Source organism: Nitrospira defluvii, assembly GCF_905220995.1.
Lineage (GTDB): Bacteria > Nitrospirota > Nitrospiria > Nitrospirales > Nitrospiraceae > Nitrospira_A > Nitrospira_A defluvii_C.
In genome coordinates this window covers 820560-833792 of record NZ_CAJNBJ010000001.1, presented here as the reverse complement: position 1 = coordinate 833792, position 13233 = coordinate 820560, and the positions used below count along the sequence as shown (strand labels likewise).

15 protein-coding genes, 1 tRNA gene and 1 pseudogene are annotated in these 13233 nt (G+C 59.8%); 9 read left to right on the top strand and 8 right to left on the bottom strand.

The annotated features are described in order from the left end of the window. Nucleotides 1-40: 40 nt before the first annotated feature. The gene (locus KJA79_RS03915; RefSeq protein WP_246507409.1) at nt 41-523 is read left to right on the top strand and encodes a group I truncated hemoglobin; all 483 of its coding nucleotides are present in this window, start codon (nt 41-43) and stop codon (nt 521-523) included. A gap of 57 nt (nt 524-580) precedes the next feature. On the opposite strand, the gene KJA79_RS03910 is transcribed toward KJA79_RS03915, so the two are convergent. The 6 genes from KJA79_RS03910 to KJA79_RS03885 all read right to left on the bottom strand — a co-directional run bounded on the left by KJA79_RS03910 (nt 581) and on the right by KJA79_RS03885 (nt 5874). Next, a complete protein-coding gene (locus tag KJA79_RS03910) occupies nt 581-874 on the bottom strand; it encodes a hypothetical protein (RefSeq protein WP_213040687.1) in 294 nt (97 codons plus the stop codon). A 38-nt stretch (nt 875-912) separates the two neighbouring features. Continuing rightward, nucleotides 913-1299 (bottom strand): hypothetical protein, encoded by a 387-nt coding sequence (locus KJA79_RS03905; protein WP_213040686.1) that lies wholly within the window; start codon nt 1297-1299, stop codon nt 913-915. Between the two features lie 30 nt (nt 1300-1329). Then, on the bottom strand, nt 1330-2586 hold the full coding sequence (locus tag KJA79_RS03900) for a Glu/Leu/Phe/Val family dehydrogenase (RefSeq protein WP_246507408.1): 1257 nt from the start codon (nt 2584-2586) through the stop codon (nt 1330-1332). Next, nucleotides 2579-3412, bottom strand: coding sequence for a lipoyl(octanoyl) transferase LipB (lipB, locus tag KJA79_RS03895; protein ID WP_213040685.1), 834 nt, complete (start codon nt 3410-3412; stop codon nt 2579-2581). Before lipB ends, KJA79_RS03900 begins: the two co-directional genes overlap by 8 nt. Nucleotides 3413-3414: 2 nt before the next feature. Next, complete coding sequence (locus KJA79_RS03890; protein WP_213040684.1) at nt 3415-4488, bottom strand: S1C family serine protease; 1074 nt, start codon at nt 4486-4488, stop codon at nt 3415-3417. A gap of 132 nt (nt 4489-4620) precedes the next feature. Continuing rightward, nucleotides 4621-5874, bottom strand: a complete 1254-nt coding sequence (locus KJA79_RS03885) for a sigma-70 family RNA polymerase sigma factor (RefSeq protein WP_213040683.1) — start codon at nt 5872-5874, stop codon at nt 4621-4623. A gap of 280 nt (nt 5875-6154) precedes the next feature. Between KJA79_RS03885 and KJA79_RS03880 the strand changes: the two genes are divergently transcribed. The 5 genes from KJA79_RS03880 to KJA79_RS03860 all read left to right on the top strand — a co-directional run bounded on the left by KJA79_RS03880 (nt 6155) and on the right by KJA79_RS03860 (nt 9458). Then, the gene (locus KJA79_RS03880) at nt 6155-7033 is read left to right on the top strand and encodes a tRNA (adenine-N1)-methyltransferase (RefSeq protein ID WP_213040682.1); all 879 of its coding nucleotides are present in this window, start codon (nt 6155-6157) and stop codon (nt 7031-7033) included. Further along, nucleotides 7030-7791 carry an SDR family NAD(P)-dependent oxidoreductase gene (locus KJA79_RS03875; RefSeq protein ID WP_213040681.1) on the top strand — a complete coding sequence of 254 codons (762 nt, stop codon included), beginning with the start codon at nt 7030-7032 and terminating at the stop codon, nt 7789-7791. The genes KJA79_RS03880 and KJA79_RS03875 overlap by 4 nt, the downstream gene beginning before the upstream one ends. 62 nt (nt 7792-7853) lie before the next feature. After that, nucleotides 7854-8708, top strand: coding sequence for a shikimate dehydrogenase (locus tag KJA79_RS03870; protein WP_213040680.1), 855 nt, complete (start codon nt 7854-7856; stop codon nt 8706-8708). A 66-nt stretch (nt 8709-8774) separates the two neighbouring features. Beyond that, nucleotides 8775-9293 (top strand): shikimate kinase, encoded by a 519-nt coding sequence (locus tag KJA79_RS03865; protein WP_213040679.1) that lies wholly within the window; start codon nt 8775-8777, stop codon nt 9291-9293. Between the two features lie 88 nt (nt 9294-9381). Continuing rightward, nucleotides 9382-9458, top strand: a tRNA-Arg gene (locus tag KJA79_RS03860). A 169-nt stretch (nt 9459-9627) separates the two neighbouring features. Here the strand turns inward: KJA79_RS03860 and KJA79_RS23285 are convergent. Next, nucleotides 9628-10011 (bottom strand): annotated as a pseudogene (locus KJA79_RS23285) (tyrosine-type recombinase/integrase); the annotation flags it as partial. Between the two features lie 126 nt (nt 10012-10137). Between KJA79_RS23285 and KJA79_RS22750 the strand changes: the two are divergent. Continuing rightward, the gene (locus KJA79_RS22750; protein WP_246507403.1) at nt 10138-10275 is read left to right on the top strand and encodes a hypothetical protein; all 138 of its coding nucleotides are present in this window, start codon (nt 10138-10140) and stop codon (nt 10273-10275) included. Between the two features lie 283 nt (nt 10276-10558). Here KJA79_RS22750 and KJA79_RS03850 read toward each other — a convergent pair whose 3' ends face one another. After that, nucleotides 10559-11224, bottom strand: a complete 666-nt coding sequence (locus KJA79_RS03850) for a hypothetical protein (RefSeq protein WP_213040678.1) — start codon at nt 11222-11224, stop codon at nt 10559-10561. 202 nt (nt 11225-11426) lie between these two features. Here KJA79_RS03850 and KJA79_RS03845 point away from each other — a divergent pair, with 202 nt between their 5' ends. After that, complete coding sequence (locus KJA79_RS03845; protein WP_213040677.1) at nt 11427-11636, top strand: helix-turn-helix transcriptional regulator; 210 nt, start codon at nt 11427-11429, stop codon at nt 11634-11636. Between the two features lie 116 nt (nt 11637-11752). Next, entirely contained in the window at nt 11753-12346 is a 594-nt protein-coding gene (locus KJA79_RS03840; RefSeq protein ID WP_213040676.1) for a hypothetical protein, read from the top strand. The last annotated feature ends 887 nt before the right edge of the window (nt 12347-13233 follow it).

Genomic DNA, 13233 nt, shown 5'->3' with positions numbered 1-13233 from the left:
ACGGGAGGGTGGTACCAGGCAGGTCATAGGAGGGGCGCACATGATGGCAGGCAAGTTGTACGGCATGGGGGTGGTGGTGTTGGGGGTCGCGGGAGTGCTCGTCGGTTGCGCGGACACCGGCAGCGTCAAGGGGGCAGCGCAACCGACGGCCGGTGCGACTGCAGCGAAGTCGCTGTATGACCGGCTCGGGGGCAAGCCGGCGATTACCGCTGTCGTCGATCAGTTTGTCGCCAATGTCGCGGCGGACAAGCGGATCAACAACCGGTTTGCCAGTACCGATATTCCAAAGCTAAAGGGACATCTCGTTGATCAGGTGTGCCAGGCGACGGGAGGGCCATGTACGTACCAGGGACGAGACATGAAGCGCACTCATCTCGGCATGCAAATCAGCTCAGCCGATTTCGAAGCCCTGGTGCAGGATCTTGTGGCCGCGCTTGATGCGTTTCACGTGCCGGTCGGTGAGAAAAGCGAGCTGTTGGCAATGCTGGGTTCGATGAAAAAGGATATCGTCGAATTGCCGTAACGGATCAATGCGGGGACTGGCTTGAGGGTCGGTCCCCGCAGGACGGCGTTGACCAACTCAGCGACTCTGATTCACATCCGCGAGCGCGGCGGCGAGTCGGCGGAGGCGTTGAAAGTAGTCCAGGCTGTCACCGGACAGGTCTTCTAGCAGCCCATCGAGGTCGGCAACACAATCTTGCAGAATGGCGATGCGCTGGTGGTCCATTTCCGGTTGTCCATCCAGGTAGAACACCGCGCAGCCCCCGATCACCGTGTCCAAGGTCATCAGCTGCCCTTCATTCGGGCTGGAAAAGTGAGGCCAGCCTTCGCGGCTGTGCTCTTCCCAGAGTGAGGCGATGGATTGATGACTCATAACAGCGCGATACGTTGATGTCGGGTCCTGACGAACGGTTATCCGTGCAGCAACCCTAACGCATGCAGGAGCAAGACGGCAAGCATGCAGAGCCAGAGGCCGACAAATCGATAATCGACGGCTTCGCGTGCGAAACACCAGGATAAAACTGGCGTGCGCCAGACGGCCGGGCCCCATGTCAGGAAGCCACCCTTGATGACCATGGCACTTCCGGTCAGCCACCAGAGCGGTTGGTAGGGCAGCGGAGCCGACCAGATCAGCAGCATGAGGCCGAGGACGATGCCGATGGCTTCCCAGCGGATCATCTGCGGATTCTCCGTCAACGAGTCTTGTAGCCGGCGCATCACGAGAAGGGGTGCGATCAAGAGCGCGAGACCGTCGGCCATCCAGATACCGGCAATTGCCGCGAGTATGTATCGTGTCATCGTCGGTAGCGCGTCAGGCCTTATGACACTCTACGGGTACAGTCCGCGCTGGAGATGGGCCTGGGCAACCTTGTCGATTCCCGACATGAGCGCGGCCATTCGCATCGTCGTCCGCTTTTGGAGCGAGAACTGCAGGGTTCTGTGGAAGGCGCTTGTGATAATGTCCTGAAGTCGATCCTGAATATCCTTGGCTTTCCAGAAGAATCGCTGCACATCCTGCACCCACTCAAAATACGAGACGATCACGCCGCCCGAATTCGCCAAAATATCGGGAATGATGAAGATACCGTTGTCGGTGAGGATGCGATCGGCCTCCAGCGTCGTGGGCCCGTTCGCGCCCTCCGCCAGAATCCGGCAGCGCAACGTGGCCGCATTTGCGCCGGTGATTTGCTCGGAGAGCGCGGCGGGAACCAGAACGGTACAATCAAGTTGAAGGAGTTCCTCGTTGGTGATCGGTTCACCGAGCTTGCTCTCGTGCAGAGGCTCCTGCTTCTCGCGATACCGGCGAAGGAGTTCCGGAATGTCCAAGCCGTTGGGGTTGTAGAGGCCTCCGCTCACGTCGCTCACGGCCACGACCCGTGCCCCCGCTTCCTGCATGATCAGCGCCGTGTGGGAGCCCACGTTGCCGAACCCCTGAATCGCGACGGTGGCCTGGCTGATATCCAGCTTCAGGTGACGTAAGGCTTCGAGCGTGACATACACGACGCCGCGACCTGTGGCGTCTTCCCGGCCAAGGCTGCCGCCGATGGAGAGCGGTTTGCCTGTGACCACTCCTTGCACCGCATATCCGACCTGCTGGCTGTAGGTGTCCATGATCCAGGCCATGACCTGTTGGTCCGTCCCCACATCCGGCGCGGGCACGTCTTTGTCCGGGCCGATCAACGGGAAGATTTCCGCGGCGTATCGCCGCGTCAGGCGTTGAAGTTCTCCGCGGCTCAATTGCTTCGGGTCAACCTTGACGCCGCCTTTGGCTCCGCCGTAGGGGAGGTCGGCGAGGGCGCATTTCCATGTCATCCACATGGAGAGGGCGGCGACTTCACCCAGACTCACGCCGGGATGGTAGCGGATGCCTCCTTTCGACGGACCTCTGGCCGTATCGTGTTGGACGCGATAACCGGTAAAGACTTCGACGCGGCCATCGTCCATCCGTACCGGCACACTCACGATCAGCGAACGTTGAGGCAGTTTGAGTCGCTCGCGCAGGTTGGTATCCAGATGCATCGCTTCGGCCGCTTCATTAAATTGGGCGACGGCCAGACGAAATGTGTGGGTGTCCAGTTCAGTCATCAGGGCGCTCCTTCGGAAGGGGTGACGCATCAATGGGTGTGGGGCTGAGATCGTCGGTGGAGCCCGCAAGATCGGCGGACTCCTGGCCCATGCTTGCGACCCAGGTCAGGTGAAACCGTTCGGCAAAGTGGGCGGCAATACGTTGTTGTACGACAGGAAACTCGGGCGCGGAGCCCAGCAGCGCGGCCATCGACGTGACGCGGCAACCGGCGATCCCGCAAGTAACAATGGAGGAGAAGGGCGCGAGATCCATGCTGACATTCAGCGCGAAGCCGTGCATGGTGACACCGCGGGAGATCCGCACGCCGATGGACGCAATCTTGAGCGGCTGCTCGTCGCCCACCCACACGCCGGGTAAGCCGTCGCGTCGCCGGCTGGTGATGCCCCACTCATCCAAGGTGGCGATCAGCACATCTTCCAGTCGGCGGACATAGGCCTTCGGTCCTGCGCAGTGATCTGTGAGGCGGAGGATGGGGTACCCGACCGCTTGCCCAGGTCCGTGATAGGTGATCGATCCACCGCGTTCTGTGCGCACGACCGGAATGCCGGTCAGCTGCAGGAGTTGGGCATCTCCCGGCCAATGATGATCCTGCGTCGTGCGGCCCACCGTATAGACGGGCGGATGCTCGACGAGTAGGAGGAGATCGTGACAGCGGTCCGCAGCTCGCGCAGCATGGTAGGTCTGCTGCAGGTGCCAGGCGCGTTCATACGGGAGGGGGTCACAGCAGAGTAGGGTCGCGGGCCGTGCCGGCTCATTCGAGTCGCCTGTCTCCGGTGGTGAGTCTTGGCCGACAGCCTGCAAGGGGGGAGGGTGGTGACGCATCATGGTTAGGGCCGTGACAGACTCGGTCGTGACACCGTTATGGTTGCCGTTCCGGCTTTGCCTTGCGTGGCGACTTGAAAGGCCATGTGCTCATTCGCGTGAGTCACGGCATGCCAGAAATCACCCATATTGTAGAGCGGGCGGTTATCGATCGCCGTCACCACGTCGCCCGACTGCAAGCCGGCTTGTCCGGCCGGTTTGGACGGATCGACTTGCAAGGCGAGGATACCTCGATCACTTTCCAGGTCAAAACTGGCAGCAATGCTGGGCGTAATGGTGATCGGGATCAGGCCGAGATCCGGCCGCGAGACAGATCCGCGCGCGATCATCGAGTCGATATGTGGTGTCACGGCCTCGATGGCGATGGCGTAACTAATGGCTTGGGCTGAGGGGGCGATGGCCACGTTGATCCCGACGACCTGGCCGAATCGGTCGACCAGCGGGCCGCCGCTATTCCCGGGGTTGATCGCCGCGTCGGTTTGGAGGAGATCGTAAAGGGTTTCCCCTTCCGGGGTGAGGACGGAACGTTCGAGCGCGCTGATGACCCCTACCGTGACGGTGGAACCACCCTTCAGGGCTAACGGGTTGCCGATGGCAATCACGGTTTCTCCGATTTCGAAGCTGCTCCGGCTGCTGAACTCCGCCGGCACCAGATCTGGGGCGGTGATTCGAACGAGCGCCAGGTCCAGCAGAAAATCGCGGGCCACAACACGGCCGGGTGTGAGTCGGCCTGTCGAGAGTCCCACGACCACGCTGGTCACACCTTGCACCAAATGATTGTTCGTCAGGATGTATCCGCCGGCGTCCAGAATGATACCGGAACCGGACCCGGAGGGTGCGCCATGTTGTGAGCCGCCTTGGGGGATGCCCCTGGTCAACACCGTCACGACCGAAGGGCGGACCTTGGTCACGACGGCGGGAACAGAAAGTTCCGTGAGTGGGGTGTTGCTGCCTTGCCGCTCTGCGCCGTAGGCGGCTGGGTTCAAGATGAAGAGGAGAAGTGCGAGAAGAGGCCAGGTCTGCCATCGAGTCCAGGTTGGCCCGAAGGCCGCGTCGCGGCTATAGGCGTCTGTCACCATAAGGGGCTAGCGATCCTCCGTGCAGACATTCTCTCACAATGAACGGCATGGCGAAAGATCGCAGAAAACAGCACGGGCGAGGCTCCTTGCCTCGCCCGTCCCTCACACCTCGCGGCTCTGTTCCGGTCAGGACTACTTGAGCGCCGCGAACATTTCTTTCACCATCGGGCTCTTGAGTTTCTTGAGCGCCTTGGCCTCGATTTGCCGGATCCGTTCACGGGTGACTGACAGCTCCTGCCCGACTTGTTCCAGTGTCCGCGCCTGATCTTGGCCGATGCCGAACCGCAGCCGGATCACGGTCTGTTCTCTCGGAGTCAGCGTTCCCAGGATCCGGTCCATTTCACGAGTCATTTCCGTGCGGTTCACGTGGGCGTCCGGTGGAACCGCCTGCTGATCCGGCAGGAGCTCGCCGAATTCCGTGCCGCCATCGCCCACCTGGTGCTCAAGTGCGACCGGCTCCTGGAAGGCCTGGATAGTTTCCTGTAGCCGATCGGGGCGCATCCGCATGGACAGCGCGACTTCCTCGAGTCGAGGCTGGCGCCCCAACTGCTGCACCAGCCGGCGTGAGGCCCGCAAAATCCGGTTTGACGCTTCCGTCTGGTGCACAGGAATTCTGATCGTCCGTGCCTGGTCGGCCAGCGCGCGAGTAATGCCCTGTCGGATCCACCACGTGGCATAGGTGCTGAACTTGAACCCTTTCCGGTGTTGGTACCGTTCGGCAGCCTTCATCAGCCCGATATTGCCCTCCTGGACGAGATCGAGCAAGGTCAGGCCGCGGCCGGTGTAGTGTTTGGCGACATTGACGACCAAACGAAGATTGCAGCGCACCAACTCATCCTTCGCGGTCTCCAACGTGACGCGGGAAGCGCGCAGTTGCGCGAGGCAGGTTTCCAACTCCTTTCTCACGGCCGCCGGCACCTTTCCGCCGGCAGTACTGTCGAGCTGCAAATGGGTCAGCGCTTCGTCAGCCTGGTTGAGCGCAGTGGCGGACAAGCCGCTCAAACGACGCACTGTCTGGAGCGTCTGCAGGTGTTCGGTGACATGATCGGTTCGTTTCAGGCGACCACACAGTTTGACGGCTTGCTGGAGCGCCTGGCGAATCTGCCTGGTGCCGAGGTCGAGTTGTTTGGCCAAGGCAATCTCTTCATCCCGCTCCAGGAGTCCACGCTCGCCGAAAGAACGGAAGTACAGGGACTCCAGCAGAAACGGGGAGGATGCTGAACGCGAAGGTCGCTCAGGCTCCTGGACCTCGGCATCGACCTCTGGCTGCTCATCCTGGGCAATGCTATCCATCAGGGTGCTGGCTTCGGGGTCATCAGCGTCCGGGTCGACCGCCACTGTCACCGACGGCTCTGTATCGTCTTGAATCACCGATGCGTGTTTCATTCTCGTCACCCCTCTTCCCCGAGGTGGGGAGGTTGGTTATGGGACCAGTGAAGGAACCGACTCGTGTCTTACTATGTTAGAGACCAGAGGGGAAAAAAAGGATTCGACCGCGCGCTTCTCCTCATCCCCGTTGCTAGTAATACGGACGCAGACACTGGTTAGATTCACTTTCATAGGGAGATAGGGACAATCGCTGAAGTGTCAAGTGGGCCGGCAGCCTGGCATTCGGTCGTGGCGGTTTGGTTGAAAACCCGTCGGCAGTCCCATAGAATGCCCTCCCATGTTACAACTGCAAAACGGAGAGCGTGTCCATCTGGTGGACAAGAAGGGGCGGCAGTATGCCCTGACGTTAAAAGCCGGAGAGATCTATCACTTCAGTGGCGAAACCATTCCCCATGATGAGTTGATCGGGAAGCCTGACGGCTCGATCGTGACCCTCTCGAAGGGGAAGCGATTTCTGGCCTTGCGGCCGACCTTCGGCGAGTATGTCCTGAAAATGCCCCGCGGGGCGCAGGTGCTCTACCCGAAAGATCTGTCATTGATTCCGATGTGGGCGGACGTCTATCCCGGCGCCCGGGTCTTCGAGGCCGGCACCGGGTCGGGAGCACTCACGATGGCCTTGTTGCGCGCGGTCGGTCCGACGGGACTGGTCGTGACCTATGAGGCGAGGGAAGACTTTGCGCGGACCGCGTTGACGAATATCGAACGGTACATGGGGCCGGTGTCCACCTTGATGCCGATGCGAAAGAATGCCTATGAGGGCATCGACCTCCTGGAAGACGGGCGGCCGTTCGATCGCCTCGTGTTGGATTTGCCCGAGCCCTGGCAGGTGGTGCCTCATGCAGCCAAGGTGTTGCGCTCCGGCGGTATCTATTTGAGTTTTGTGCCCACGGTGCCGCAGGTGATGCAGACCGTCGACGCGCTGGAACGCACGTCGGTGTTCGGCATGATCGAAACATTCGAGACCCTGCTGCGAACGTGGTCGATTCAGGGGCGGAGCGTGCGGCCCGATCACCGGATGGTCGCCCATTCGGGTTTTTTGACCGTCGCGCGGAAGGTGGAAGAGGGCTGGTGGTCCCGTCCGCAGAGAACGGTGGAGACGGAAGCCGCTGCAGAAGCGGGTGAGGACGAGCGCGAGGGGGAGGACGCAACGGCATGAATCGGTTACAGGGAAAAGTGGCCATCATCACCGGAGGCAATGCGGGTATCGGAGAGGCCATTGCCAAATTGTTTGCGGATGAAGGCGCGCAGGTGGTCGTGACCGGCCGCAGGAAAGAGGAACTCGACCGGGTCGTCAAGGGGATCGGCGTCAATGGCGGGCGAGCGCTGGCTGTGGCCGGCTCCGTCACCGATGAAGCCCATGTCAAAGAGGTGGTCGCACAGGCCACGCGCACATTCGGCAAACTGCATATTCTGGTGAACAATGCCGGGATCGGCGATTTTGGGAAGCGGCTCCACGAAATGGACGATGCCACATGGGCGAACGTGTTGGACATTAACCTGACTGGCGTGTTCCGCATGACGCGAGCCGCACTTCCCGAGCTGATCAAGAGCGGCGGCGGGTCGATCATCAACATTTCCACCGTCGCCAGCTTGGTCGGGATTCGCGGATTGTCGGCCTACGCAGCGTCGAAAGGCGGGTTGGATGCATTGACCCGATCCTTGGCCGTCGATTATGCCCAGGATCACATTCGCTGTAATGCGGTGAACCCCGGTTTGGTCGACACACCGATGGCGGCGCCGTTGATGGCTGATCCGGCCAGCCTGGAGCCCATCATGGCGCAGTATGCCATCCGGCGGCCCGGTAAGCCCGAGGAAGTCGCCAAGATGGTGCTGTACCTGGCCTCCGACGAGTCGACCTGGGTCACCGGCGGAACGTTCCCGATCGACGGGGGCATGACCATTCACAAGGGTTAGGGTGGTGCGCGCATTGAACGCGACGACTGCCCGCGATTGCGCATGACGTAGGACCTGCTGGCATGGACATTACCACTCACACCCAATGGTGCGGCATTCTCGGAAATCCGGTTGAGCATTCCCTCTCACCGGCGATTCACAATGCGGCCTTTCAGAAACTGGGGCTCGATCTCGTGTATCTGGCCTTTCGCGTAGAAGCGCTCGGCGATGCGATCAAAGGCATTCGGGCGCTGGGAAACGCCCGCGGGTTCAGTGTGACGATCCCACACAAGGTGGCGGCGATTCCCTTCCTGGACGAGGTGGAACCGACGGCCAAACACATCGGCGCCATCAATACCATCGTGGTCGAGGACGGGCGGCTCAAGGGCTATAACACTGACGCCTCGGGCGCTCTGCGCGCGTTGAAGGAAGGCGGCGCGCTGCTGGATGGGCATCGGGTGCTGATACTCGGTTCTGGTGGTGCGGCGCGTGCGATTGCCTTCGCGATCGCCACCGGAAGCAATATTGCCGGTCTCACCATCCTGGGGATCGAGGAGGGGGAACGGCAGCGGCTGGTGCGGGATCTGCGGGACAAAACCGGGGTCCCGATTGAGGACGGTCCGCTGACGCTGGACATGCTCCGCAACTGGGTCCCGCATGTCCGCACGTTGATTCACTGTACGCCGGTCGGCATGTCGCCCCAGGTCGGAGACTCCTGCGTTCCGGCCAATCTGTTCAGGCCGGAACTGACGGTGATGGATATCGTCTACAATCCGCGCGAGACGAAACTTCTGCAGGAGGCCAAGGCGGCAGGGTGCCGAACCATTCCAGGCTTAGAGATGTTCCTCAACCAAGCCGTGATGCAGTTTGAGCTGTGGACGAAACAGTCGGCGCCGGTCGACATCATGCGGCATGTGCTGGAGTCTCGTTTTGTTTAACAGGGCGGCACGACTCTCCCCCGTCTGTACTGCTGCCGGCCCATTGTCTCAGGTAGGCAGCCTCGTATGAATCTCGTCCTGATCGGCTATCGTGGGACCGGCAAGAGCACGGTCGGAAAGATTCTCGCCCGCAAACTCGGGCGCACCGTCGTCTCCACCGATGCCGAGATCGTCAAGCGGGCGAATCTCTCCGTCCCTGAAATCGTCAAACAATTCGGATGGGACCATTTCCGCGATGTGGAGTCGGCGGTGTGTCGAGATGTGGCCGCGCAGGATCAGCTGATCATCGATACCGGTGGTGGTGCTATTTTGCGGCCGGAGAACGTGGAGGCGCTGCGAAAGACCGGCACGTTGATCTGGCTGACCGCGACCGTCGAAACCATTACGCGCCGGATCGGCGGTGATACGCAGCGCCCGTCGCTGACCGGCACGAAATCGTTCACGGACGAAATCCGCGAGGTGTTGAGCGAGCGCACCCCGAAGTATCAGGCTGCCGCCACCCATGTGGTGCAGACAGACGGAGTCTCCTCGGCACAAGTGGCCGATCGCATTCTTCAGCTGACATCCGGTCAGGCTGGTCGGTGAAGTTCCCGCCGCATGTCGGCCTGATGGTAGGTGAGGGAGTCCTGCCTTTCTTGACATCCCTGCAGTAACGTGGTTCTTATACCGGCGCGCGCCCGTAGCTCAATTGGATAGAGCATCGGACTTCGGATCCGAGGGTTGGGGGTTCAAGTCCCTCCGGGCGCACCATATAATCAACAGGTTGTATCTCTTCCTCCGGTCCTTCTTCTTCCTCGGTCACGGTTTTGGTCACGGTTCCACTCAGACTGCCTCGATTCACGGCTTCTCGAAGATGTCCTGGCGCTAGGTGTGCGTACCGCATAGTCGTCTCAATATCTCGATGCCCGAGGATCTCCTTCACCGATACGAGATCGACCCCCGCCATGATACGGCGGCTGGCTGCGGTATGTCGGAGTGAATGCCAGCACGCGCCAGTGATCCCCGCTCGCCTCAGGCTAGGCTCAAAGGAACGCCGAAGGAAAGCCCGGCTGTCCATCGGGTGAGTCACATCCTTTAACCCTGGGAACACCCAGGCTGACCGAAGAAAGGAGTCAAATGACCTCAGAATGGTCTTGGCTCGTTCGCTCAAGGGTACATGGCGGGTTTTGCCTCCCTTCGGCATGGGCAGGGTCAGGACCTCGTTCTCCAGATCGACCTGATTCCAGCGGAGCGAGAACTGCTCGCCACGTCTCAACCCGGTCTCGACGGCGAAGGCGACCAATTTCCAGTCATCCGGGGGCATTACGCCCTTCAGTCGGTCAAGTTCCTCGCTCGTCAGGAACCGCGTTCTGTTGGCTTCAGGAAAGAACTTAAGGCTGGAGACCGGGTTCTTGGTCAGTTTGTCATCTTTGACGGCTAGCATCAGCACATGGCGAAGGAAGGCAAAATGTCTGTTGATCGTGGCATCCGCCCAGAGTCGTTGCGGTTCCTTCGTATTCACCTTCATCTTGGCGCGCATTCTGGCTTGAATCCGCCGGAGATCATCGACCGTAATCTGGGTGACTAGGCGACTCCCGATAAGCAGGGACCAGCGCCGTCCATAGAGTACTTCGCCAGCTTTGTTTCGGTTCACAGTTCCTTCGAGGTAGCGTTTGATCCAAGCCCGGAGGGTGATGTCTTTGCGCGGGGCGAATTTTTCAGGGAAATAGGTCCCTTCCCGAATGTCGGCCTTTAGCCGTCCATACAATGCCTTGGCCTGTGATTTGGTATCACAGCGGTGCCAGCGCTCCCGCCCGTTGTCATACAGACGTACCCACCAGCCTTTGCGGCCCTTCCTCTGGGTAATCCCTCTATCCTTTCCCGCTTTTCTTGCCACGGCGGCTCTCCTTTCGCTCTCCGGTCTTCTGAGCCTCGCGCCACTTTCTCGCCGCGACGCGGTTTTGACAGCGGGGCTGACAGTACAGCTGGTCGCGTCTGATCGCGAAAAAGATCGTGGCGCATTCCGGACAACGCCGGATGTAGTCCCCCGTGTGGGCCAGGAGGTGGATAAACCGGTATTCAAACTCCTTCGCCTTGCGTTTCGCACTCACGATGACCGTCCCGGCCTCGTCAGAGCCCTCACCCGGCGACACCACGACCAGCGTCATCTGCGGAAACGTGAACTCGGTGTAGCCTTCGTGCCAATAGAGCTCCAAGTGCTCCAGGACGGCAGCCTGAATGTCCAGGGCTTCTTTGCGACTGGGTATCGTCTGATAGTTCTTCGCGTGAGGCACGCCCTCCACGCTCCAGCCACTTTCCGGGGCCACCATCCCGCCATAGCGCTCCCCCGTCTCATCGACAAAGGCCGCGACCTCAAACGCTACCAGCGTCCATTCCGTGGGCGTCAAAGCCTCCAGATCGGTCTGTAAAAACCGGAGCACCCACCCCACGGCGCCATCCGGCATCGTCTGGATCCGCTCCATCGCCTTCTCATACTCAACTTGGAAGTCCTGTTCCGCGTGCCCCTGTGCGCTCATGCCTTCGGCTCCTTTTTCACGCCGACCCCTCCTGAGTTTCTTGATCCCAACACCACCGAAAAATGTGTCGTGCGAAAGGGCCGATTTCACCGGAATGTGTTTGGCAAGTGTACCTCCGGGTTGCTAATGGGTGTCAAGAAGAATCACGGCTCAACAATATCAGCCGTGATCAGTTTTGAACCATTCTTTAAGGAGGTGCCCGATGGTCCCGAGTACAAAATTGATCACCATTCGAGAAGCCGCGAACCGGTTAGGGCTCAAGGAAAGCACCATCAGGAAGTACATCCTAAAGCGGCAGATTGCCTATGTGAAGCCGTCGGTGCGAGCGGTGCGGATTCCCATTGAGGAATTGGAACGGATTCTGGCTGCCGGCCTCAGGCCGGTAATTCCCCAGCCGGAAGGTGCCCGATGAGCCGCTGGAAGGAGTTCCGGCGGGAACCCGTTGCCGGGGAATGGACTCGAAAGCAAAAGCGGGGCTATCACCGAGTCCGGTCGCTGCTGTGGTTCTGAGAATGTCATCAGTTCCAAGTGCTCTGGGTCACCCTGTCCACGGCGGAAGGTGGGGATGCGGAGAAGCTCACCTACCACCACAAGCAACTGCGCCAGAGGATTGAACGGCAGCTGGGATTTCAGGGGTTGGAGTATTACCAGGTCCGGACAGAAGAAGGGCATGGCGTGCTCCATATCTTCTGGGCCTGGCGGGTGCCGGATGGGGAACGCGCTCGACGGTTCTGGATCTCACAGGAATGGCTCTCGACCCAATGGCAATCCCTCCACGGGGCTCCAGTCGTCTGGGTCAAGGCCTATCAGCCCAGTCACCGTTCAAGAAACCGGCTGAGCCGCTACGTCATCAGCCAGTACGTCCAGGATCAATGCGGCTACGTGAATATGTGCTGGTCCTGGAAACGTTCCCTCGGCTTTCCTATCAGTCGGTTGTGGGAAGAGATGCGGCATCAATGGTCTACCAGGAACGCTTATCGACGGATCAGGGGTGAGATCGAAATCCCGCGTATCGTCTTTATCAAGACTTGGGAGGATCTCCTTTCAGGGCATCCTATTTGGTTCAGCGGCACCATTCTGCAACTGGTGTTGGGGAAGGGACTCGTCTATCAGGAGGTGTAAGGATGATCTGGCATCGATGCAGCCTTAAGCAACCAAGCTTGTTCGGATCAGCCTGTTGCGGACGGGAAGCGACCACATACGACCGGGCGCGAAAAGCCTGGCTCTGTCCTGAACATACCAAGGAACGGCTGTGTGAATTCTGCCAATACGAACGGGCGTGGGTGCGGTTTTGTTATAGGGAGTATGACGCCACATGCGAAATCTGGCTCTGTGTAGCGTGTGCGGGGCTCACTGCGCGACGCTGAACCAATCTAATCAATTTCTCCCTGTCACCCGTCCACTATCCGTCACGGGTGAGAGGGAACAATGCTCCATCCTTACAGAAGGCGGCGATGCGTCAGCTTGGCCGCCGTTCTGCTTGATCGTTGATTGCAGACACAGGGAAGACAACAGGGATACTGAAACCATGGAGAGATTGGTCACCCGAACATTCCGCCCAACGAGGCCGCCCGGCCGTTCCGGACCACTGGACCGGACGGCCGGGGGGATCGGGGGCGCAGCCCCCGCTTCACTTGATCTATATGGTCAAAGTAGGACTGAATTTTCTCTGTCTCACGAATGGGATTCCGATTGGACGTTAGGCCGTAGGCGAAAGTCCATGCTTCCTGGATCCTGGCTTTGTCCAGTTCGTATCGGTGCAGGCGTTATCCATATAGCTGCCTTCATTGTCTAAGCCGTTATGTCTTCGTGGCTTAGTATAAGTGCTCATGCTTTTGCAGTGTGGCATTGCGGTCAGATCGGTGGTTTTAATCGTCACTAGATCCTCATGAGAGGATCGCAAGCTGCCTGATTCTGTTTCCCAAGGCACATGATCTAAGGTATGATGTTTTCGGACCGCTAGACAGTTAACATCCGATTAGTAGAGGCGATAGCCTCTAGAGGTGCTG

Excerpts from the sequence above, each read along its gene's own strand:
- KJA79_RS03880 (WP_213040682.1), top strand. The coding sequence starts at position 6,155 with ATGTTACAACTGCAAAACGGAGAGCGTGTCCATCTGGTGGACAAGAAG.
- KJA79_RS03850 (WP_213040678.1), bottom strand. The coding sequence starts at position 11,224 with ATGAGCGCACAGGGGCACGCGGAACAGGACTTCCAAGTTGAGTATGAG.
- KJA79_RS03865 (WP_213040679.1), top strand. The coding sequence starts at position 8,775 with ATGAATCTCGTCCTGATCGGCTATCGTGGGACCGGCAAGAGCACGGTC.
- lipB (WP_213040685.1), bottom strand. The coding sequence starts at position 3,412 with ATGATGCGTCACCACCCTCCCCCCTTGCAGGCTGTCGGCCAAGACTCA.
- KJA79_RS03915 (WP_246507409.1), top strand. The coding sequence starts at position 41 with ATGATGGCAGGCAAGTTGTACGGCATGGGGGTGGTGGTGTTGGGGGTC.
- KJA79_RS03875 (WP_213040681.1), top strand. The coding sequence starts at position 7,030 with ATGAATCGGTTACAGGGAAAAGTGGCCATCATCACCGGAGGCAATGCG.
- KJA79_RS22750 (WP_246507403.1), top strand. The coding sequence starts at position 10,138 with ATGGCGAAGGAAGGCAAAATGTCTGTTGATCGTGGCATCCGCCCAGAG.
- KJA79_RS03890 (WP_213040684.1), bottom strand. The coding sequence starts at position 4,488 with ATGGTGACAGACGCCTATAGCCGCGACGCGGCCTTCGGGCCAACCTGG.
- KJA79_RS03845 (WP_213040677.1), top strand. The coding sequence starts at position 11,427 with ATGGTCCCGAGTACAAAATTGATCACCATTCGAGAAGCCGCGAACCGG.
- KJA79_RS03905 (WP_213040686.1), bottom strand. The coding sequence starts at position 1,299 with ATGACACGATACATACTCGCGGCAATTGCCGGTATCTGGATGGCCGAC.
- KJA79_RS03870 (WP_213040680.1), top strand. The coding sequence starts at position 7,854 with ATGGACATTACCACTCACACCCAATGGTGCGGCATTCTCGGAAATCCG.
- KJA79_RS03885 (WP_213040683.1), bottom strand. The coding sequence starts at position 5,874 with ATGAAACACGCATCGGTGATTCAAGACGATACAGAGCCGTCGGTGACA.
- KJA79_RS03900 (WP_246507408.1), bottom strand. The coding sequence starts at position 2,586 with ATGACTGAACTGGACACCCACACATTTCGTCTGGCCGTCGCCCAATTT.
- KJA79_RS03910 (WP_213040687.1), bottom strand. The coding sequence starts at position 874 with ATGAGTCATCAATCCATCGCCTCACTCTGGGAAGAGCACAGCCGCGAA.